The organism is Vibrio sp. 10N.247.311.12 (assembly GCF_041467515.1).
Classification (GTDB): domain Bacteria; phylum Pseudomonadota; class Gammaproteobacteria; order Enterobacterales; family Vibrionaceae; genus Vibrio; species Vibrio crassostreae_C.
On record NZ_JBFSUV010000002.1, the window covers coordinates 116884 to 137699 of the forward strand.

General features: G+C 45.1%; 14 protein-coding genes and 2 tRNA genes. 8 read left to right on the plus strand and 8 right to left on the minus strand.

Annotated features, from left to right (window positions below):
- Window positions 1–33 precede the first annotated feature (33 nt).
- Window positions 34–1884, minus strand: coding sequence for a signal peptide peptidase SppA (gene sppA / locus AB6E30_RS01725; protein ID WP_372102466.1), 1851 nt, complete (start codon window positions 1882–1884; stop codon window positions 34–36).
- Between the two features lie 279 nt (window positions 1885–2163).
- Between sppA and AB6E30_RS01730 the strand changes: the two genes are divergently transcribed.
- The 3 genes from AB6E30_RS01730 (at window position 2164) to AB6E30_RS01740 (ending at window position 7057) form a co-directional block, all read left to right on the plus strand.
- The gene (locus AB6E30_RS01730) at window positions 2164–4173 is read left to right on the plus strand and encodes an NADPH-dependent 2,4-dienoyl-CoA reductase (protein WP_017070327.1); all 2010 of its coding nucleotides are present in this window, start codon (window positions 2164–2166) and stop codon (window positions 4171–4173) included.
- A gap of 207 nt (window positions 4174–4380) precedes the next feature.
- Complete coding sequence (locus AB6E30_RS01735; protein WP_372102468.1) at window positions 4381–4929, plus strand: NAD(P)H nitroreductase; 549 nt, start codon at window positions 4381–4383, stop codon at window positions 4927–4929.
- 115 nt (window positions 4930–5044) lie between these two features.
- A complete protein-coding gene (locus AB6E30_RS01740; protein WP_372102469.1) occupies window positions 5045–7057 on the plus strand; it encodes a DNA topoisomerase III in 2013 nt (670 codons plus the stop codon).
- An 18-nt stretch (window positions 7058–7075) separates the two neighbouring features.
- On the opposite strand, the gene AB6E30_RS01745 is transcribed toward AB6E30_RS01740, so the two are convergent.
- Together AB6E30_RS01745 and AB6E30_RS01750 are read right to left on the minus strand one after the other, a co-directional pair.
- Complete coding sequence (locus tag AB6E30_RS01745) at window positions 7076–8107, minus strand: DUF3080 domain-containing protein (RefSeq protein ID WP_017063445.1); 1032 nt, start codon at window positions 8105–8107, stop codon at window positions 7076–7078.
- Complete coding sequence (locus tag AB6E30_RS01750) at window positions 8085–8771, minus strand: SDR family oxidoreductase (RefSeq protein ID WP_017059372.1); 687 nt, start codon at window positions 8769–8771, stop codon at window positions 8085–8087. Before AB6E30_RS01750 ends, AB6E30_RS01745 begins: the two co-directional genes overlap by 23 nt.
- 262 nt (window positions 8772–9033) lie before the next feature.
- Here AB6E30_RS01750 and AB6E30_RS01755 point away from each other — a divergent pair, with 262 nt between their 5' ends.
- Together AB6E30_RS01755 and AB6E30_RS01760 are read left to right on the plus strand one after the other, a co-directional pair.
- On the plus strand, window positions 9034–9954 hold the full coding sequence (locus AB6E30_RS01755; RefSeq protein WP_372102471.1) for a histone deacetylase: 921 nt from the start codon (window positions 9034–9036) through the stop codon (window positions 9952–9954).
- A 192-nt stretch (window positions 9955–10146) separates the two neighbouring features.
- Complete coding sequence (locus AB6E30_RS01760) at window positions 10147–12273, plus strand: methyl-accepting chemotaxis protein (RefSeq protein WP_372102473.1); 2127 nt, start codon at window positions 10147–10149, stop codon at window positions 12271–12273.
- A 75-nt stretch (window positions 12274–12348) separates the two neighbouring features.
- On the opposite strand, the gene AB6E30_RS01765 is transcribed toward AB6E30_RS01760, so the two are convergent.
- The 4 genes from AB6E30_RS01765 to AB6E30_RS01780 all read right to left on the minus strand — a co-directional run bounded on the left by AB6E30_RS01765 (window position 12349) and on the right by AB6E30_RS01780 (window position 15151).
- A tRNA-Ser gene (locus tag AB6E30_RS01765) sits at window positions 12349–12439 on the minus strand.
- A 418-nt stretch (window positions 12440–12857) separates the two neighbouring features.
- A tRNA-Ser gene (locus AB6E30_RS01770) sits at window positions 12858–12948 on the minus strand.
- Window positions 12949–13086: 138 nt separating this feature from the next.
- The gene (locus AB6E30_RS01775) at window positions 13087–14895 is read right to left on the minus strand and encodes a DUF3413 domain-containing protein (protein WP_017065981.1); all 1809 of its coding nucleotides are present in this window, start codon (window positions 14893–14895) and stop codon (window positions 13087–13089) included.
- A gap of 28 nt (window positions 14896–14923) precedes the next feature.
- Complete coding sequence (locus tag AB6E30_RS01780) at window positions 14924–15151, minus strand: YejL family protein (protein ID WP_004734063.1); 228 nt, start codon at window positions 15149–15151, stop codon at window positions 14924–14926.
- An 84-nt stretch (window positions 15152–15235) separates the two neighbouring features.
- Here AB6E30_RS01780 and yejK point away from each other — a divergent pair, with 84 nt between their 5' ends.
- From yejK to AB6E30_RS01795, 3 genes are all read left to right on the plus strand, one after another.
- Window positions 15236–16240, plus strand: a complete 1005-nt coding sequence (gene yejK / locus AB6E30_RS01785) for a nucleoid-associated protein YejK (protein WP_017061190.1) — start codon at window positions 15236–15238, stop codon at window positions 16238–16240.
- Between the two features lie 105 nt (window positions 16241–16345).
- Window positions 16346–17749 (plus strand): Hpt domain-containing protein, encoded by a 1404-nt coding sequence (locus AB6E30_RS01790; protein WP_372102475.1) that lies wholly within the window; start codon window positions 16346–16348, stop codon window positions 17747–17749.
- A 76-nt stretch (window positions 17750–17825) separates the two neighbouring features.
- The gene (locus AB6E30_RS01795) at window positions 17826–19004 is read left to right on the plus strand and encodes a chemotaxis protein (protein WP_372102477.1); all 1179 of its coding nucleotides are present in this window, start codon (window positions 17826–17828) and stop codon (window positions 19002–19004) included.
- Window positions 19005–19108: 104 nt separating this feature from the next.
- On the opposite strand, the gene nhaC is transcribed toward AB6E30_RS01795, so the two are convergent.
- Window positions 19109–20545: a Na+/H+ antiporter NhaC gene (gene nhaC / locus AB6E30_RS01800; RefSeq protein ID WP_017063453.1), complete on the minus strand. Its 1437-nt coding sequence runs from the start codon at window positions 20543–20545 to the stop codon at window positions 19109–19111.
- Between the last annotated feature and the right edge of the window lie 271 nt (window positions 20546–20816).

Below are 20816 nucleotides of genomic sequence, written 5' to 3' on the forward strand. Positions count from 1 at the left end.
GGTACCCCTTAGTCATTGAGTTATTGGCTCAACTTATTGAACTTGGCAATTTAAGCAGAAAGCGTATCGGCCTTGTGGGTCGTTAAAGCTGCCTAACAGCTGGCTATCTTGAGCTAACTGCTGAGTAACAGGCTGTAAACTGCTTGGTATCATCGATTGAATATCTAGGCCTATCGACATCTGAACTTGGTTCATAAATTCTTGAATAAATTGTTCAGTGGCCGAAAGTGGCTCTTCTACCCAGTAGATGTTGTAGCTTTCAAGCTCTGCAAGTGAAGCCGCAGCTGCAACCGCATCATCGAAATCGCCAATCTCATCGACTAAGCCTTTCTGAATCGCATCTTGACCTGTCCAAACTCGACCTTGAGCAATCTTGTCGACCGCATCGACTTCCATGCCGCGATTTTCTCCAACTAGGCTGATGAATCGACGGTATCCGTTTTCAATGCCCATTTGGAACGCGTCTTTCGCGCCATCGCTAAGTCCAGTTGTAATCCCAAGACCTGAGAAAGGTGACGTACCAACGCCATCTGTGTAAACACCAATATCATTCAGTCCTTTTTCGAAGGTAGTGATAACACTGAAGATACCAATCGAACCCGTTAGTGTGGTTGGCTGAGCTAGGATCTTATCTGCGCCCATCGAGATCCAGTAACCACCTGAAGCAGCAAGACTCGACATCGACACAACAACTGGCTTACCCGCTTGCTTGATCGCTTCTATTTCATTACGAATAACTTCTGAAGCAAAGGCACTGCCACCTGGGCTATCTACACGAAGTACAACGGCTTTCACTTTATCGTCGTTACGTGCTTGGCGAAGTAGGGCTGCAGTGGTATCTCCGCCAACGGTGCCACGTGGCTGCTTGCCATCCATAATTGCGCCGCTGGCAACAATCACGGCAACGTCGTGTGATTCACTGGTCATGTCGGGAAGCATGGTTGCACGGTATTCGTAGTAACCAAACGCGTTGTAGCTGTCTTGACCGTCACTGCCGAAAACATCGGCAAGCTCTAGGCGAACTTGTTGGCGTGTCGCTAACTCATCCACTAAGCCAAGTTTTTCAGCCAGTTTTGCAATGTCACCATCGACAGACTCAAGTTCTTTCAAGAAGGTGTCCATGCTTGGGTTCAGTGTTTTAGCATCGATCTGACGGTTGTTACTGACGTCATCAACGTACGCACCCCATAGTTGGCTTAACCAACGAGAAGCGGACTCTTTCGCTGCGTCTGACATGTCATCACGAATGAAAGGTTCGATAGCTGACTTATAAGTGCCTACACGGAACACGTGCGTGTTGACGTCTAGTTTCTCTAACAACGTTTTGTAGTAAAGCGAGTAAGCGCTATAGCCTTTAAGAAGAACCCCACCATCTGGTGATAGGAATACCTTAGTTGCGTAGCTGGCTAGGTAGTATTGGCTTTGGTTGTAAAAGTCACCCACCGCATAAATCGGTTTGCCTGATGCTTTGAACTCATTCAATGCTTTAGCAATGTAGCGCAGCTTGGTCAGGTTGGTTTCTGGCAGCTCTTTGAGTGCTAAAACGATACCAGTAACCTTGTCATCGTCTTTTGCGTAGCGAATCGTTTCAACGATATCAAACAGGATGTTCTCTTTTGGAAGGTCTTTGCCAAGCAGTGAACCTGTGACCGAATCCATCGGATTGATATAGCGGCTTTGTTCCACAATAGGGCCAGACAGGTTAAGCACTAAAGCCGAATCCTGTGGAACCGTCGGTTGAGCCGTATCTGAGTGGAAGTACACAAAGTAGATGATGGCGATACTGAGTAAAAAGACTAGGTTAACCAGCGCAAGACGTACAAACGTAATGAGCTTCCAAATCCCTTTAAAGATCATGCCTATAAATTTGAATATTTTTTTCATTCTGTCTCCGCAGTGAGATCACGTCGCTTTAACAAGCCGTAGTACCATTAATCTCAATAATATGAACTGCTTAGTATCCTACGATAATTCCCAAGCTCAAACTACACCAAGAATTGTTAATCGATATATATTCTCATTAAGTGTAGTCAAATTAAGGGCTTCTGAACGATTAATACGTGCAGCATTATGATCGGTGTTACAAAAATGTAAACGGTTGTTTGAACTTTTGGTAATTGAACTATACTGTGGTCAGACCACAAGGATAAAATAATAGAAGTGATGTCTGCCATGTACCCACATTTACTTGAACCACTCGATCTTGGATTTACCCAGTTACGTAACCGTGTATTGATGGGATCAATGCATACAGGTTTAGAAGAAAATAAAGAAGGTCTCCACAAACTCGCCGCGTTTTATGAAGAGCGAGCAAAAGGAGGCGTTGGCCTTATTGTTACCGGTGGTTTCTCTCCTAATTTACGTGGCAGATTAACCCCATTTAGTGCTGAATTCAGTAAAGTGAAGCATGCAAAAGCTCACCAAGTTGTTACCGAGGCCGTGCACAAGCATGGCGGTAAGATTGCCCTTCAGTTGCTGCATGCTGGCCGCTATGCCATGCACCCATTCGCGCAAAGTGCTTCGGGTATTAAAGCGCCAATCGCTAAGTTCGCACCGAGTGAGATGAGCCCTCGTCAGATCAAAAAGACCATCGGTGCCTTTGCCAATAGTGCAGAGCTAGCTCAGGTTGCTGGCTATGACGGTATTGAGATCATGGGCTCTGAAGGTTACTTGATTAACCAATTCATCTGTAAGCGTACCAACATGCGTTACGACGAATGGGGCGGTTCTTATGAGAAGCGCATGCGTTTCCCGCTGGAGATTGTTAAATCGATTCGCGAAGCAGTGGGTGACGACTTCATTATTATTTTCCGACTGTCGATGCTGGATTTGGTTGAGCAAGGCAGCACCTTTGAAGATGTTGTTCTATTGGCTCAAAAGCTGGAAGAAGCAGGCGTGACTATTATCAATACCGGTATCGGTTGGCATGAAGCACGTGTTCCGACTATCGCGACGCAAGTACCACGAGGCGCATTCTCTTGGGTGACGGAAAAAGTGAAACCATACGTGTCGATCCCAGTGGTGACATGTAACCGAATTAATACGCCAGAAGAGGCCGAACGTATTCTTAGCTCTGGGCAGGCTGATATGGTGTCTATGGCGCGTCCATTCTTGGCAGACCCGGATTTTGTTAATAAAGCAGCTCAAGACCAAGCTCAGTTCATCAATACCTGTATCGGTTGTAACCAAGCTTGCCTTGATAACGTGTTTAAAGGTAAACGTGCGAGCTGTTTGGTGAACCCACGCGCTTGTTACGAGACTGAAATTGTTGTTCAGCCAGCGCAAGCGACTAAGACCATTGCGGTTGTCGGCGCAGGCCCAGCCGGTTTAGCCTGTGCAACGACTTTAGCTCAGCGTGGGCATAAGGTTGACTTGATTGAGAAAAATGACCGTATCGGCGGTCAGTTTAGATTGGCAATGCAGATTCCGGGTAAAGAAGAATTCAGAGAAACGATTCGCTACTTTGCTAACCAAATCGACGCATCAGGCGTGAACCTGAAACTGGATACTGAGGCAACGTTTGAGATGTTGTTGAAGTACGATGAAGTCGTGATGGCGGCTGGCGTAGAGCCAAGAAAGCTCGATATTGAGGGCATTGACCAAGAAAACGTGGTCGATTACCAAACCTTGATTCGTGAAAAGACACCAGTAGGCGAAAAGGTCGCGATTGTTGGTGCTGGTGGTATTGGTGTCGATGTGGCAACCATGCTGACAGAACCGACTTCACACAGCCTAGACGATTGGCTGCATGAGTGGGGCATCGATAAGAATATGGAACACCCAGGCGGACTTTACCCTTACCCTGATTCATTCAGCGATAAAACGGTGTGGGTGATGCAGCGTAAAGCGGGTCGTGTTGGTAAAGGTCCGGGCAAAACTACAGGCTGGATTCACAAACGCACACTAGAAAAACGCGGTGTTAATCTACTGGGTGGTGTAAGCTACAACAAGATTGATGACCAAGGTCTGCATATCAGCGTTGGTAAGAAAGAGCAGGTGCTGGATGCTGACTCGGTTATCGTATGTGCAGGTCAGGTGTCAGTTCGTCCATTCGAAGACATGTGGCAAGAGTTTGGTGGCAAACTGCATGTGATAGGCGGCGCCGATTACGCGGGTGAATTGGATGCAGTACGCGCAATTCGTCAAGGTGTTGAGCTAGCGATTAAGTTATAGAATCAGCTATCAAACTGTAATCTTATCAGTAGATATTGTTACTTAATTTGCTGAGTTAGATTTTGAACAAGGCTCCTAAGTCATAGATTTAGGAGCCTTTATTGTTTCTAATCTAGCCTAAATGGACAGCCGTTGAGATTTATTATCGTTTGTATTCTGTGCTAAAGTTCAAGTATACAAATAATAAAGAAATAGTAAGGACTTCAAATGGATGCTTTGGATCTATTGCTCAACAGACGCTCAATCGCAAAACTCTCTGATCCGGCACCTGAAGGTGGGGCGTTAGAAAACATCATCAAAGCAGGGCTGCGTGCTCCAGACCACGGTGCACTAACACCATGGCGCTTTGTTATCGCGCAAGGTTCAGGCCTACAAAAGCTTTCAGACATCTTGGTGCGCGCCGCTGAAGCGGATGACAGCGAAGAAGCGGTTATCGAGAAAGTAAAAAAAGCGCCGTTCCGAGCTCCGATGGTGATTACTGTGATTGCCAAAGTAACTGAGCACGAGAAGGTACCAGCGATTGAACAACACCTTTCTGCAGGTTGTGCAGCGCAAGCAATGCAAATGGCGGCTGTCGCTCAAGGTTTCCAAGGCTTTTGGCGCTCAGGTAAATGGATGTTCCACCCAGAAGTACACCAAGCATTTGGCCTAGAAGGCGACGATGAAATTGTTGGCTTCCTATACCTAGGCACTCCAGGCTGTACACCAATGAAAGTGCCAGAGCGCGACTTCTCTAAGTTCGTTGAGTTTTTATAAAGAAAGCTGAAGCTTGAATAGTGGAATGCTAACTGTATAAACAACCAGTTTTTCTTGATTTATTAGAGCCACATTAGATAATGTGGCTCTAATTGTTTGTAGCATCTGGAAAAACATGTCTCGCCTTATTATTGCTGAAAAACCAAGCCTCGGCCGCGCGATCGCCGCTGCACTACCTAATCCACAAAAGAAAGACCAAGGGTTTATCAAATGTGGCAATGGGGATGTGGTGACTTGGTGTATTGGACACTTATTGGAGCAGGTTGAGCCGGATGCTTATGACGACCGTTATAAGAAGTGGAATTTAGCCGATCTTCCTATCGTGCCGGAGCAATGGCAGCTAAGACCGCGTAAGACTTCAAGCAAACAGCTCACGGTGATCCGAAAGCTATTGAAGGACGCCACTCAAATTGTTCACGCCGGAGACCCGGATAGAGAAGGGCAGTTGCTGGTTGATGAAGTGATTGATTACTGCAAAGTCTCTAAGGCTAAGAAAGAGTCGATGGACAGGCTACTGATCAGCGACTTGAACTTACCTGCCGTAAAACGTGCACTTTCTCAAATGCGCAGCAACCGTGACTTTATTCCGCTTTCTATTTCAGCTTTGGCACGCTCTAGAGCCGATTGGCTGTATGGCATGAACATGACCCGAGCTTATACCTTGCTGGGTCAAAAGGCTGGCTACCAAGGCGTGTTGTCGGTAGGGCGAGTACAAACACCTGTACTTGGTTTGGTCGTAAGGCGTGATGAAGAGATCGAAAACTTTATTCCGAAAGATTACTTCACTTTGCACGCTTTGATCCCTTATCAAAATCACGGCCAGAGCTTTGATATTCGTGCGCGTTGGAAGCCAAGCGAAGCATGTAAACCATGGCAAGATGAAGAAGGGCGCGTGCTCAATCGAAAGCTGGTTGAGAATGTGGCTAACCGAATTGCGAATCAACCCGCGACGGTGACGGAATCAGAGCAAAAGCAAAGTAAACAAGCTGCGCCACTGCCTTACTCGCTGTCAGCCTTGCAGATTGATGCGTCTAAGCGTTTTGGTATGAGTGCTCAACAGGTGTTAGATACGTGTCAGTCATTGTACGAGAAACACAAACTCATCACTTACCCACGTTCTGATAGCCGCTATCTACCTAAAGAGCACTACTCGCAGCGAGAATCGATCGTTGATGCTATCGCTAACAATGCGAAAGAGCTGCAAAGTGGCGCTCAAGGTGCGGACCTTTCTCTTAAATCAAAAGCATGGAACGACAGTAAGGTCGATGCTCACCACGCGATTATTCCTACTCCGAAGAAGTCATCGGTGAACGGCCTGTCTGCCAACGAGATGAAAATCTATCAGCAAATCGCTCGTCAGTATCTAATGCAGTTTTACCCACCTGCGGTTTTTGCTGATGCTAAGCTGGTCTTTGATATCGCTGGTGGCGTGTTCATCGCAAAAGGGCGTCAGCTTATCAACCCGGGTTGGAAGGTGTTGATGGGTAAAACGGATACCGAAGAAAAAGGGGATGGCACGGATACGGTTCCTCCATTGGATAAAGGTACGGTGTTGACGTGCCGTGAAGGCGTGATTGGTGATAAGAAAACTGAGCCACCAAAACACTTCACGGAAGCGACATTGCTTCAAGCGATGACAGGTATCGCGCGTTTTGTTGCGAACAAAGATCTCAAAGCCATTTTGAAAGAAACCGATGGCCTTGGCACAGAAGCAACCCGTGCGGGTATTCTAGATACTCTATTCAAAAGGCAGCTGCTAACGCGCCAAGGTAAGAGTATTCACAGTAGCCCTGCGGGCAGAGGCTTGATTCATGCCTTACCTGAGGATTCTACCTTCCCAGACATGACGGCACATTGGGAGCACCAGCTGCAAGGCATGGCAGAACGAAATCAAGCGTATCAGCCTTTCATGCAAGCGTTAGAAAGCAAGATTGATGGTTTAATGGGTAAAGTAAAAACGGGAGAAGTTCCTGAATCACTCCGCCACCTTCCTAAAGTCGAGAGACCTGCCTTCAAACGCCGTAAAGGCGGTGGGGCGAAGAAGTCTTATGCCAAGACAGGTTCGTATGCTAAGAATGGTTCGTACGCTAAGAAAGGTACTTCCGCTAAAAAGAGCACTAAAAGCTAAGACTTATTGAGGTTAGGATTAGCGACCGACTTTACGGCCACAACGTTTAAACAGTTGCTGCCAATAGTCAACATGGCGACGAGTGGATGATCGAAAGGCTTGATGTGCATCTTGGATGGGAAAGTAATAACTGTGCAGTTCAGGTTGCGCGTCAAACATTCCTAGTTGCGGGGCTATGTGCTGATAGTAGCCATCCAGTTGCGCCATGTAAGGCTGAACCTTACCTATGTATTGTTGCTCGAACACATTGTTGAGATAGCGGAACTTAGTGGTGTCTCGTTGTTTACCACAGATGATCTTGTCATCAAAAGTTGTCAGCTGTTTGGTGATGGTATCAAGCTCAACTGACGCCCGAGCGAGCGAGTAGTATAAATCCCCAAGGGTCGAACTCTTCTCTAATACTTCTTGAACCTCAGTGGTTTTGCCGGAAACGAGCGATGTGTTTAACGCTTGATTGATGTGTTCTAACGCATCACTGGTTTGTCGTACCTGATCGCCTATATCAGCGCGTAACCACTGACTACCCCGCATTTGTGACTGCATAGCATCGCTGGCATAGATGAGATTCCATTGATGCAGTGGAAACTGTGCGAGTTTCTGTTGCTCAATTTCTCTTAGTAATTCTACGATCTCTGGGTCTAATTCATTACTGGATAAACATTTGCCCACGCCTTCAAGTAGCGCGACTTGATAATCGTAATTACGAAACTCATCCGCGACCTTGCCCAGAACCGAATTTCTTTCTGCAATCAGATTGAACAATCCACACTGACGAAGCTGGTAGCTGTCGATGAGGCCGATAGAGAGTGAGGGCACGTCAAGCAGCAGTTCTCGTTTTCTCGGTAGGCTTTCAAATTCCCATTCCTCTATTATCTCGTCAGCATCTTGTACTCTGGCTATCTTTGTTTGATAGTCGTCGAACAAGTCGCCGGGGCCATCACTGAAACAGCCAGCTAGCATCACTGTTAGACAAAACAGCGTTGAGTGCTTAACTAGGTTTGAGAGATGCCCTGCATTCATCTGTGGATTACCAGTCAATTTCGCTGCCATCGAAATTGAAGAAGTGACCACTCACTTCGGTATTCGCTGACTCGATGACTTCAATCAGGCCGGAAGCTGAAGTGTCGGTGTCGATCAGAGCATTAGGGCCACCCATTTCAGTCTGCACCCAACCTGGATGCAGTGCTAACACCGTAAAGCCATCATCGGTTAAGTCGTTGCTTAGGCTCTTCACCACGGAGTTTAGAGCGGCTTTAGAGGAGCGATAGATGTAACCGCCGCCTGAGGTGTTCTCTGACATACTGCCGACTCTAGAGGATAAACAAGCGACCTTTTTGATATCGCTGTCTTTGAGTAAAGGCAATAGCGTTTCGACAAGCTTTAGTGGAGCGATGGTGTTGACTTCGAATACACGACGCCACTCTTCAACATCGGTATTACCCAGCCCGTAGCCTTTAGGGCCATAGTAGCCAGCGTTGTTGATCAAGATATCAATCGACTCTATTTGCGAAGGGAGTTGGCTTACTGCTTGGTAATCGGTTATCTCTAATTGAATACAGGTAAGGTTGGTGTTGTGGTCTGCGAGTGAGAGCAGTTCTTTTGCTGAATTGTCATCACGATAAGTCGCGTACACCTTGTGATTACTTTCCAAGTATTGTCGAGTCAGGCTTAAGCCAATGCCGCGGTTCGCTCCAGTAATAAAAATAACGCTCATGGTGATTCCTTTTCAGTTCAATTAGTTAAGTTTGATGGCTTAACACGAGAAAATCAACGCTCCACCAACTGGCCATTAGCATTCCTACAAAAATCATTACTGCTGCCGCTGAGCCGCAGATCACCCCAAAGATGAGTATTACGTTTTTCATTATGGTCTCTACTTTATAATTAATAACAATGATAACCATTATCATTAATTAAGGTTGTCGCCAAGTTTGAGGCTGTTATGATTTTGAGAAAGATACGCAATTAGCCTGATTATGATTCCTTTAATTTACCACCCAATCTATTCACAGTTACCTTTACCAGAAGATCATCGCTACCCAATCAACAAATATCAGTTGTTGCATAGTGCTGTTGAGGCACTGATGAATAGCGAACCTCGATGGAAGTGCAAGTTTGAAGTGTGCCAACCAACGCCGGTTTCGGTTGAGCAAGTAAAACAGGTACATGATAGCGAATATGTTGATTTGCTCGTGTCTGGTAAGTTACCTGCAGCAAAGATGAGACGTATCGGTTTCCCGTGGAGCGAGCAACTTATCGAAAGAACACTCTACTCAAGTGGTGGAACCTGCTTGGCCGCTGAAATGGCAATAGAGACTGGTTTAGCGATTCATTTGAGTGGTGGTTATCATCATGCGCATCATGATTTTGGCAGTGGCTTTTGTTTGTTGAACGATTTGGTTTTAGCGGCAAAACACGCGCTGACCTTTGAACATATCGATAAAGTGCTGATCGTTGATAGCGACGTTCATCATGGTGATGGCACAGCAACTCTTTGCCAAGACAACGATGACATCATTACTCTGTCGTTCCACTGCGATAAAAACTTCCCTGCACGAAAGCCGCTATCCGATTTAGATGTGCCATTAAGTCGTGAAACAGAAGATGAAGAGTTCTTACGTTGTTTTGAACAAGTCACTAAGTTAGCGATTGCTCACCATCAACCTGATCTGATTATTTATGATGCGGGGATAGATATTCATCAAGACGATGAACTGGGTTATTTGAATGTCTCGACACAAGGGATATTTGAGCGCGACTGTTTCATGATTGAATTAGCGAAATCAGAGTCTATTCCGATGGCTTGCGTAGTCGGTGGCGGGTACCGCACTAAACACCAAGATCTGGTGCCGATTCACATGCAGCTGTTAAAAGCGGCCTATCATGTTCACGGTTAACCTCTCAAATTAGCGGCTGATAGTTCATTGAAATGATGGTGTGAAATAAGCGCCTTTTGCACCATAAAAGACACGCTTGCACCATTGTGACTCATATAAAGTACTTTTTTATTAATTAGTTACGTATTTGTGTGGTTAATTGTGGTCTGTAAATTGCTTGACCCATGTGTCTATAAAAACACAAGGGATAAAATGAACCTGACGGACAAGGAACGTAGTTGGCTTAATTGGTTTGGCGCAACAGGAAAACTGGCTATGCGCAGAGCTTGTCTCCTCAATCGAAGTAGGACGGAGGAGCTTGAACAAGCTTTTGAAAGTATTGCTCACACGCGAGTTCAACTTCTGCATAACTGGGTCAAGAATCAATGGGACTTTTTAGAAGACTCTGCTGTTTATTTGGCAAGTCGAACGGAAGAGCAAGCACAGGGGACGTTATCTAGCCTTCTTAAACGCAGTACGGATTTTTCTGAGTTGGCGATCGTCGATGCTAAGGGGATAGCACAAGCATCGAGTTATCATGAGCATGTAGGGGTTAACCTTGGAGACAAGAAGGCTTTAGTTGAAGGGGCTTCAAAGCGTTATCTGCATGGGCCGTATATGGATCAGCGCACGTTGAACGTAGGGGCTTCGAGTTCATCGTTTCATGACCAAGTAACGCTGATGTTTTATGTCCCCTTTTCTCGGGATGAAGGGGCGCCGCAATTCCTATGTGGTCGTGTTCCAAATGATGTTATTGGTGACATTATTCAAAGAGAAGCGGGGCATATTTATAGCGAGTCGGGTGATAACTATATCTTTATGGTCGACTCCATTCATGATCCTAATACTCAGCCGGGTGTTGCGCTCTCTCGTTCTCGCTTTGAAGATAATACCTTTTCACACGGCGAGAACTTAAAGCAAGGGATTCATACTGATTGGGGAACGGTTAAGATCCAGCACCACACCGAATTTGAGATTCGCTTTACAGACCCAGCCACTAATCAGCTTCACCCAGGCGTAAGAGAAACCATTAAAAATGGCAATAACTTGTTTATTGGTTATCCGGGGTATTCTGACTATCGCCACATACCCGTTATTGGCAAAGGTATCACTTTTCAATTGGATGGTTCACCAGATACCTTTGGCATGATGTGTGAGTCCGATTTAGAAGAGGTCTACAGAGACCGAAGTCTAAGTTATACCTTATCTAAGCACTTTATCAGCTGCATGCTACTGCCTCTATTTGTTCCATTACTGTTTGCCAACCTTTATACACTCACACCTTTTATGCAGAGTGGCATTATGTTCGCTTGCGCGTTGCTTTCATTGGGCTTATTCCGTTTAGTTAGCGCCAAACCACTAGCGAAGAAGATTCATGAAATGACCGGGGTAATGCAGACCTTAGCTGAAGGTGATGGCAACTTAAGTCGGAGACTTGATCCCACCACATTCAGTCATAATGAACTTGGCAACTTAGGGCGCTGGACTAACAGTTTTATCGACAATTTAGATAACACGGTGAGTGAGTTGATCCATGCGAGTCACGAAGTTAGAGAGGTTTCGGAATCGATGTTTCGTCGCAGTGTCGTGATGAAGCAAACCAGCGATGATGCATCACAAGCGTTAAGCAATATGCTTCAGTTGAGTCAGTATCAACAGAGTGAAATTACTCATGCGAGTGTTTCAGCAACGCAAATGGACACGGTGATGAAACAAGCCGTCCTGAGCGCGGAGAAGGAGTACAATCAGTCCGTCGAAGGCATGGAGATTGTTCGCAATATCGTAGAAAGCTCGGCACATAGTGTGAATGAGGTGAATAATGAAATGACCAAAGTGTCTGACATTATAGATATCATTACTGACATCACCGCGCAGACTAACCTTTTGGCCTTGAATGCGGCCATCGAGTCGGCAAGAGCAGGTGAACACGGGAGAGGGTTCTCTGTCGTCGCTTCTGAAGTAAGAACACTGGCTGACCGCACCTCACAAGCTGCGAACCATATTAGTGACCTAATGAAAGAGCTGCATAGTAAGTCTCGCAGTGCTGTTGAGTCTATGGAGCGAGGCGTGGAGAATGTGAGTAAGGGAAACTTAACAGTAGACTCAAACGCCCGCAGTGAACAAATTCAAGTAGCGGTGAGTGACCTGTTTACCACGATGTCTAATCTAGATGAGAACAGTCAGAAAAACGGACAAACGGCAGATAAAGCCCAACGTTCAATATCTGACTTACAACTGTCTACTAAGCAACTCGCACGTCGAGTTTCTTTGATGGGCAATGCATTGAGCCGCTTAGACCAATTGATCGGGCGTTTTGAAGTGAGCCGAAAGGTGGCGTAGTAGAAACTACGTAAGCTCTTTACGTAAACGCCAGATACAAAAAAGCCGCTGATTTCTCAGCGGCTTTCTTTAATGTGGTGGAGGGATAGGGATTTGAACCCTAGAACCGCTATTAACGGTTGCCGGTTTTCAAGACCGGTGCTTTCGACCACTCAGCCATCCCTCCAATGGCGCGTATAATATAAGGGTGGCTTTCGCTTGTAAATACCCTTATTAACTGACTGCTTTTTTTATGAACGCTTTTTGGTATTTTTGTTCTGAATGATTATTTATTGTTCGGTTTATTAAGAAGCCGACAAAATCTAATATTCAATAAGCCAAGTATTCCCAACTTTTGTTATACGTGAAGTGTTTCTGTGCTATTAAAAAAGAAAGTATCTAATTGGCTTGCAGGTAAAGTTATGAGGGGAGTGGCTTAGGCGCATGAACTTTTAGTTTAGAACGGTGAGATCGGAATTTAAAACTTGGTATAAAGTGAATGGGTTTGAAACTGGGACTGTAGAGAGTTTTGTTAGATGAGCTTTATATTTTAAAAAGCTTCAGATGCAAAAAAGCCGCTGATTTCTCAGCGGCTTTCTTTAAAGTGGTGGAGGGATAGGGATTTGAACCCTAGAACCGCTATTAACGGTTGCCGGTTTTCAAGACCGGTGCTTTCGACCACTCAGCCATCCCTCCAGTGGCGTGAATAATATAAGGGGTGGAGGATCTTGTAAACCCTTAATTTTCATAATTTTGTTTTGTTGCTTGTTTTCTAATCATTCACGGCAATAAAAAAGGGAAGCCATTGGCTTCCCTTTGCTGTTTGCTGATTATTTAGTCATTTTTTGTGTAGAAACGCTGTAGCTCTGTCAGGCCTTGCATCAACACAGGTAAGCGAGGGCTTACGTTTTTCAGGCGCTTGTAATTTTGGTCGTACAATTTGTAGTTACCAAATTTATCCAACACCGTTGTTTGCTGGTCAGTAACAAGAGCAAGTTCACGAGAGTCGCCCGCGAGAATCCACTTTCTGTTACGTTCATTAAACAGGCTGCGACCACTACTGAAATCTGTTGGGTTCGAAGATACACCCAATAGCTCTTGCATCAGTGTTACTGACACGTCTAGATGACTAGAACGGTGGGTGTATTCAGAAGCAGACTTGCCAGGCCAGCTGATAAACAGTGGTACTTGTAACTGATAACGACTGTAGTTGGAGTTTGCACCCCAGCTGTTGGTTTTGGTTTCGTTAAACTCAGTACCGTGGTTAGAGGTAATGATAACCACCGTGTTATCGGCAAGCTCTAAGCGTTCCAGTTCAGCGTAGATAGTTGCTAGCTGAGCATCGGCCGCTGTCGCCGACTTTTGATAGTCTGCTGCAAAACGCTCTGCTGTCGTTAGCGTAGAGTCCGACTCTGAACTTGAATCGTAGCTGGCGAAGTTATCCAGTGTGGTTAATTCAATAAAGTTAAACCAAGGGCGTTTAGCTTGCGGTGATTGAATCCAGTTAGACCAAGCTTTTATGGCACTCTGGTCATCATAAGTTGCTTGCTCTGGCATCACATCACGGCCTCGGAAGATGATATCCGAGTACAGTGCATCACTAAAGTTGTCGCCACTGAAAGCAGCGAACTTGTAATCGTGATTCTCTAAAACATCGAGCAATACTGCGCTTGACCCCTGAGCTTCAATGCTGCTTGCGTAGCTGCTCGGTAGGCCGTAGAACAAGCCAAAAATACCAAACATATCGTTACTTGAACTGTAGTGGTTGGTGAAGTTGATCGACTGTTGTGCGTAGGCATAGCTGTTTGGCATCGCTGTCGCATTAAGAGCGTCAGAGCGAAGGTTGTTCACACTCACCATCAGGATATTAAGATCATCACTGCGGCGGTTGTATTGAATTTTTTCTAGCGGGTAGCTAACTAGGTTTACATTCTCTTTGTTCGCTTCTAAACGCTCAAGGTACTCTTCACGGTCTAATAGGCCATGTTTTTCCATAAAGCTTTTCGCTGTCATTGGGTAAGACAGTGGGAAGTTCGCTTTCTGGCTAGTAATTGGGTTATAGAAGTACGCATCAGCCCACATGTAGGTCAAGTGGCTGCTGATGAAACACAAGAAGAAGACGGCAGTAATCGGACGGCCAATGTGTTTATGAGACAGTTTACGCTGCTTACGCCAAACCCACTCAGATAGACCGAGTTGCAGCAAGAAGATAAGCGGCATAACAATGAAGAGGTGCTGCAAATCAGACGTGAATGCAGATTCCTCTCCACTGAATAAAACCTCCCACACGACAGGCGTCAGGTGGAGGTTTATATTTTGATACGTTTGGGTATCAATCAGTAGGACAGTTAAACCTATGGTCGCGAAGATAACGGCAACCAAACGTAATAACTTCCTCGACGGAAGAATAAAAGTGAGCGGGAACAGCACTAATAGATAGAGCGCGAACACTAAAAAGCCAAAATGACCAACCCACGATGCAGCCAAATAGAATTGGCCTAGCAAGGTTTCTGGCCAAGCAGATTGAGTAATATAACGAGTACCAATCAACATCGCAGCAATGATGTTGAAAAATGCAAACCAGTGACCCCAACCAACCAGTCGAGATACACGATCGCTATATGAGTTTGCGCTGTCTACCATTTATAATTCTTTTATCCGTCAATCAAATTTAGTGAGACTTTTTATCTTCAAGAGAAGAAATTAAAGCCTCGGCAAATTTTTCAGCAATTCCTTTGCGTTGTGAAGCAGCAACATTCTGATTTAAGACATTGGTTGCGATATTTCCAGCGATCATCAGTGAAAGTTCTGGCGAAGCTTTGTGCTTAGTTAGTACAGCACCTACTTCAGCTAGGATTTTTTCAACTTGATCATCTGTGTATTTAGATATAATCGGCATAAGGACTCTAATAATGATAGTAAAAGCGGCTTATGATAACCTACTATGCACGACAACTGAAACCTGAACGGTAATATTTTCACTATGAGCCTTCACCTTTCCAACGTAATTTTACACCAGCTGAGCAAGAACGATCAGGATGAGCTGATTGTTAACTATCGTGCTGAATCTCTAGAAAACGATGCTTCATCTGAAAGCCTAGTTGCTGAACTTCACCGTGTTTTTAATTCAAAAGCAGGCAAAGGGTTTGGTTCTTTCAAATCTGACAGCGAATTCCAGCAGTGGTTGCATCAACTTCGTGCTGGTGAGACAAACTTTTACGATTTTTCTCAAAAGAGTGCGCAACGTCTAAAAGACGAACTATCAAAGTACCCATTCGCTGACGAAGGTATCTTGGTAATGGCTGAATATCAGTCACTTGCAACAGATTATCTTTTCATTGGTTTATTGCCTTCAAACCAAAGCCTAAAGGTAACTGAAGGGCTTGATATTAGTGCGACTGACTACCTTGATATCTCAAAAATGGATATCGCGGCTCGTCTAGACCTTTCAACTTATGAGACTGATAAAGAGTCAAACCGTTACTTAACTTACATTAAAGGACGTGTTGGCCGTAAAGTCGCGGATTTCTTCTTAGATTTCTTACAAGCTGAAGTTGGTTTGGATGCGAAACAGCAGAACCAAGTACTGATGCAAGCGGTAGAAGACTTCGTTTCTGACTCTAAATTAGAGAAAGAAGAAGCGATCAGCTACAAAAAGCAGGTTGCGGATTACTGTAACGAGCAGCTTAAAGCGGGCGATGAAGTACAAGTTCGTGAACTTTCTGGTGAGTTGCCAGCAAGCACAGATGGCACAAGCTTCTTTGACTATACTAGTGAGCAAGGCTACGAGTTAGAAGACAGCTTCCCAGCCGATCGCGCAACTATGCGTAAACTAACAAAATTTGTTGGTGCTGGTGGCGGTTTGAATGTTAGTTTTGATAGTCTGCTTCTAGGCGAACGTATCTTTTACGATCCGGAGACAGATACGCTAACGATTAAAGGCACTCCACCGAACTTACGTGACCAACTGACTCGCAATAAGTCATAGTCCGAAGTTAACGGATAAAAGCGGCAGCAGGACGTTGTCGCTTATTTTGTGCTTAATCTTTTAGCTACGGTCATGGCTTCAAGTTAACACGCACAAGGAATATAGATGGAACAATCAGTAGCAAAGCCCAAACGCTTTAAAAAACCAGCCACCTTTTTGGTTGTGCTCTTGGCTCTGTGGTTACTTCCTTCATTGGCTCTTCTTAATCTAAGCCGTTCCTACACCAATTCTCTAGCTCAAATCGAAGAGCTCGGTATTCGAGTCAACGAATTGAGGCAATCGCTTTATTTCTCAGAACCGCTTCGAGTCTCTCGTATCAATGATCTCGCACTCGATGCTCAGTTGGTTTATTCGATCCGACTGCAGATTGAATCTGATTTCCAACACGCCTTGTTTCGTCCTGATGTCAACCAACTGTTGTACGTAGCTGATCAGTTCCTAGAAAAGTTCGATGAGTTCATTCCAATAGAAAGCCAAGTTCAAGACATCGTTGATAACATTAAGATCTTGCGTGCTGATAAAGAGCTTTCCCCTCAGCTAAAACCGCTCCTCAACGAATTCGGTGTTGTGGTATTTGAAGCCATGTATTCTGACAATCAAAGTTCGTCAGCGACCTATCGCGCCTTTGATTCCATTCTGGACAAATCTTATTCGCTAGAAACCGAAGAGCAAGATGCACTCCAGCAGTTACTGGCTGATGCGTCAGCGTTGTTGAGTGATTATGCTCAGCTTAACTATTTGGTCGATAAGATTAAGAAAAACTCAGTAAATGAACAGATCATAAAACTCGAAGCTGAGTTCCATGATCGCCAATTCAACTTATTGTTGGTGATGCTAGGTCTAAGCTTGGTAGCGATGAGCGGGATAGTGTTTTGGGGCGTTAGGTCCACAAAAACGATGAAAGAAGCCGACCAAGAACTCAGCTCTGAACTAGAAATTAATTCAAGTAAGGAAGACGCTTCTTATAGCGATGTTGTTTCCTCAGCAGTGAAACAAGCAGATTGCGACGCTTATGTATCCGAGAACAGGCCAACGAGCCAGTATTCCGCCTCTCAACCTCCGCAGAGTGTTAACGTTACAAGCCAACCCGTTGTACCGCAAGACTCTATTCAGCAAGCCTCTGAGCAGTCACCAGTAGTCGAGAAACACGTTGCCAGTGTGACAGATTCAAAGCCTGCGATTGATATCGAAGACATGTTAGAAACGCTCGATGGTGATGCTGAGTCTGTCGAACTCTTGCTTGGTGTGTTTGTACAAGACCACGCAGGTGACTACGAGAAGTTTAAGTCTTTGTTGACCAAAGATGAAACCTCCGCGGCTCGCATTGTACATAGCTTAAAAGGCGTGGCTGGCAGTATTAAAGCGTCTCGGTTAGCCATCATTGCCGCAAGTATTGAAATGACAATGAAGCAGTCCAGAGCGATCAGTGAACATGATTTAGCTGAATTAGAGAAGGCCATAAAAGCCTCTGTGGATTCTGCTCATGAATATTTAGACAGTCAGCGTTAACTTTTACAGGATTTTTGACAATACTCTGACGAAGCGCTCATACAATCCGCGCCCTTAGTCTTTGTCAGAGGTTTATATGTTACGAGTTTCGAGTCGAAGTTGGATGGTGTTGGTGCTTAGCATTGTGCTAAGTGGTTGTTCTCTCTTAGAAGTTAAGTTAGATAGTCAAACGACGCCTCTCACTCAACAAGAGTTAAATGCTCGGATCATGACGCGTGAATACGCCAAGATGTTCTTTACACGAGTAGAAGACTCAGCCGATCTCATCGCGCAATCTTACCCTGCTGATGACACCTTACATCAATCTTATGTGTTGCTTTGGAAGATCCATGCAGAGCAGGGTTTACAACAAGCGGCTTACCAAACTTCCCCTATGTCTGCGTTAATTGATTCGTGGGTTTTCACTGCTCAAATGAATCAGTTTTATAGCCAAGGCGACGGCGCGGATCTGTTCGTGACGGATAATGCAGTAGAGACCGCTCGTTTTCTTGATCAAGAAGCCGAGAAGCTGGCAAAGGGTGTATTGAGCTCCAGTGATTTCAAAAACAGCAAAGCGTTCGTTGCGCAGTTTGCTGCTAGCCACCCATTTAAAGACCTCACATTCAGAAGCACACCTGCTTACCGTGAATGGCTAAGTTACCTTGGTAAAGACGAATCGCAAATCGTTCAGAGCTTAGGCACCATGCCAGAAGCAATGAGTGACGCATCTGATCGTTTAAGCCTTATGGCTGACCAGACACCAAAACTGATGTCGTGGAAGGCGGAGTTGGTTGCATTGAATAGCTCACTAACGGGTGAAGACCTATCGATGACGCTGGAAAGCCTTCGTCAAACATCAGCAAGCATGCAAGACTTCATTGAGAACAATCCGGAGTACATGCAAACACTGGCTTCTATTATGTCGACAGAAATGCAACCATTGCTCAACGACCTCAGTGATAAAACCGACCAAAAATTAGCGATGCTGAGTGATGAACGTGTGGCATTAGAAAAAATGGTGACACGTGAGAGAGAAGCTCTAGTAGAGATGATTGCGAAAGAGCGCATCGAGATTGCCGGCATTGTGACTTCAGAAAGAGAACTGTTCACGCAAGACCTTGATCGCGTCTCTCAAGAGGTGGTGGTACTGGCGATTGATAAGCTAATGGAGTTAATCAAAGGTGTGATTATCTACTTCATCCTGTTTATCTTAGTAGTGTTCTTTGCACCGTTAGGCATCGGTTACTGGTTGGGTAAACGAACCGCCAATAAATAGATAAATAAGTAAACCAGCAGATCAAAAAAGAGCGCTCTAGGGCGCTCTTTTTGCATTTATCCATTAACGTTTTGAGTTACGTTCGAAAGCGTTAGCTCCTGAACTTAAGCTTGTTGCTTGCTTAACTCGGTCGCTTCTTCAGCTTCAAACGCTGGTGCTGTTGGTTCACACTTATCAACGAACCAACCCATGTAAGATGTCACGATAGTCACGATGATACAGATGAAGCTTAACCACATGAAGGGTGCGTAAGACAGCGTCGCAACACCAAGAATACTCGCCATGTAGATACCGTTATCACTCCAGGGAACCATACCCGACGTTAGCGTGCCACCAAACTCAGCATTACGAGATAGGTTCTTACGCTTGTAGCCTAAACGGTCGTAGTTTTTCGCACAGATTTTTGGCGTAAGGATTAACGATACGTACATTGCAGAACCGAACACGTTACCCATGAAGGCCGTACCAATTGTGCTCGTCGCTAGTGAGCCTGCGCTGTTTACGCGGCGCTCAAACACCTTAGCGATTGTCTCTAGTACGCCCACTTTATCCAGTAAGCCACCGAAACCTAGACCAAATACGATAACCGCAACTGAACCTAGCATTGAAGACATGCCGCCACGGTTAAGAATCGAATCAATAAACTCTACGCCAGATGAGATTGAGAACGGTGCCCAAGCAGTGTTGAATGCCGTTAGGAAGTCGATATCTTGGATCATGACTGCCCAGATAATACCCAGCAGAGAACCAAAACTGATGACCGGGAATGAAGGCATACGGAAAGCCAACAGACCAAGCACGATAAGTACCGGAACGAATGAGTAAGGCGTGATGTAGAACTGAACTTCCATCGCTTTGATGACAGAGTCTACTTGGCTCATGTCAACGTTGCCCGCGTAGTGGAAACCAAACGCAGTAAACATGATGCCTGTAATCACGTAGCTGATTAACGCAACTGGAAGCATGCCCTTGATGTGTTCAACCACTTCAACACCAGACATTGAAGAAGCCAGAATCACTGAATCAGAAAGAGGAGACATCTTGTCACCGAAGTAACAGCCTGACAGCACGGCACCTGCAGTAATCGGTGCTGGAACACCTAGGCCTTGGCCGATACCCATCATCGCGATACCTGCTGTACCCGCAGCACCCCAAGAAGTACCGGTCGCCAATGCAGTTAGAGAACAGATGATCATGGTCGCTAAAAGGAAGATAGAAGGGTGGATAGCTTTCAGACCATAGTAAATGATAGTAGGTACGATCCCGCCTGAGATCCAAGTACCAACAAGAGCGCCAACGGCTAAAAGTATTAAAACCGCGCCTAAGCCATTGGATATTCCTTTGAGTGCTGCTTTTTCTAAGTCTTTGTATTGGTGTCCAAGACGAATACCAAGAACCATGATAATGAACCAGCCAATATACAAGGCAAGTTGAATTGGAAGGTCAAGCTTTGCAGTAAAGGAAAAAGCAAGGGATAGAAATAGTCCTAACGCGATGAATACCTGCAATAGGTTCGGTAGGCGAGTTTTACTCTGCTTCATAAAAGCCTCTTGTGATTTCGAGCATTTATAGTGCTTCGTTATAGTGTGTGGTGCAAAACGGACACTACAGTAATTAGTTTATTATATCGAAAAAATACGCCCAAGTTGTGATATTTGACTGTTAACTCAATCAATTGTGGTTTCATAATCTAAATTTTTGTTACATTCATGATTGTTACATGTTGAAATCTGTCGCACGTTGTTTTCGTTTTGTAAGATAAAACTCTGATTAACCTTGGTTTAAAAGAGGGATTTACTGTTTGTGATGAGC

Bases quoted from the DNA above. Each gene is read 5' to 3' on its own strand.
- sppA (WP_372102466.1), bottom strand. From the start codon at position 1,884: ATGAAAAAAATATTCAAATTTATAGGCATGATCTTTAAAGGGATTTGG.
- AB6E30_RS01730 (WP_017070327.1), top strand. From the start codon at position 2,164: ATGTCTGCCATGTACCCACATTTACTTGAACCACTCGATCTTGGATTT.
- AB6E30_RS01735 (WP_372102468.1), top strand. From the start codon at position 4,381: ATGGATGCTTTGGATCTATTGCTCAACAGACGCTCAATCGCAAAACTC.
- AB6E30_RS01740 (WP_372102469.1), top strand. From the start codon at position 5,045: ATGTCTCGCCTTATTATTGCTGAAAAACCAAGCCTCGGCCGCGCGATC.
- AB6E30_RS01745 (WP_017063445.1), bottom strand. From the start codon at position 8,107: ATGGCAGCGAAATTGACTGGTAATCCACAGATGAATGCAGGGCATCTC.
- AB6E30_RS01750 (WP_017059372.1), bottom strand. From the start codon at position 8,771: ATGAGCGTTATTTTTATTACTGGAGCGAACCGCGGCATTGGCTTAAGC.
- AB6E30_RS01755 (WP_372102471.1), top strand. From the start codon at position 9,034: ATGATTCCTTTAATTTACCACCCAATCTATTCACAGTTACCTTTACCA.
- AB6E30_RS01760 (WP_372102473.1), top strand. From the start codon at position 10,147: ATGAACCTGACGGACAAGGAACGTAGTTGGCTTAATTGGTTTGGCGCA.
- AB6E30_RS01775 (WP_017065981.1), bottom strand. From the start codon at position 14,895: ATGGTAGACAGCGCAAACTCATATAGCGATCGTGTATCTCGACTGGTT.
- AB6E30_RS01780 (WP_004734063.1), bottom strand. From the start codon at position 15,151: ATGCCGATTATATCTAAATACACAGATGATCAAGTTGAAAAAATCCTA.
- yejK (WP_017061190.1), top strand. From the start codon at position 15,236: ATGAGCCTTCACCTTTCCAACGTAATTTTACACCAGCTGAGCAAGAAC.
- AB6E30_RS01790 (WP_372102475.1), top strand. From the start codon at position 16,346: ATGGAACAATCAGTAGCAAAGCCCAAACGCTTTAAAAAACCAGCCACC.
- AB6E30_RS01795 (WP_372102477.1), top strand. From the start codon at position 17,826: ATGTTACGAGTTTCGAGTCGAAGTTGGATGGTGTTGGTGCTTAGCATT.
- nhaC (WP_017063453.1), bottom strand. From the start codon at position 20,545: ATGAAGCAGAGTAAAACTCGCCTACCGAACCTATTGCAGGTATTCATC.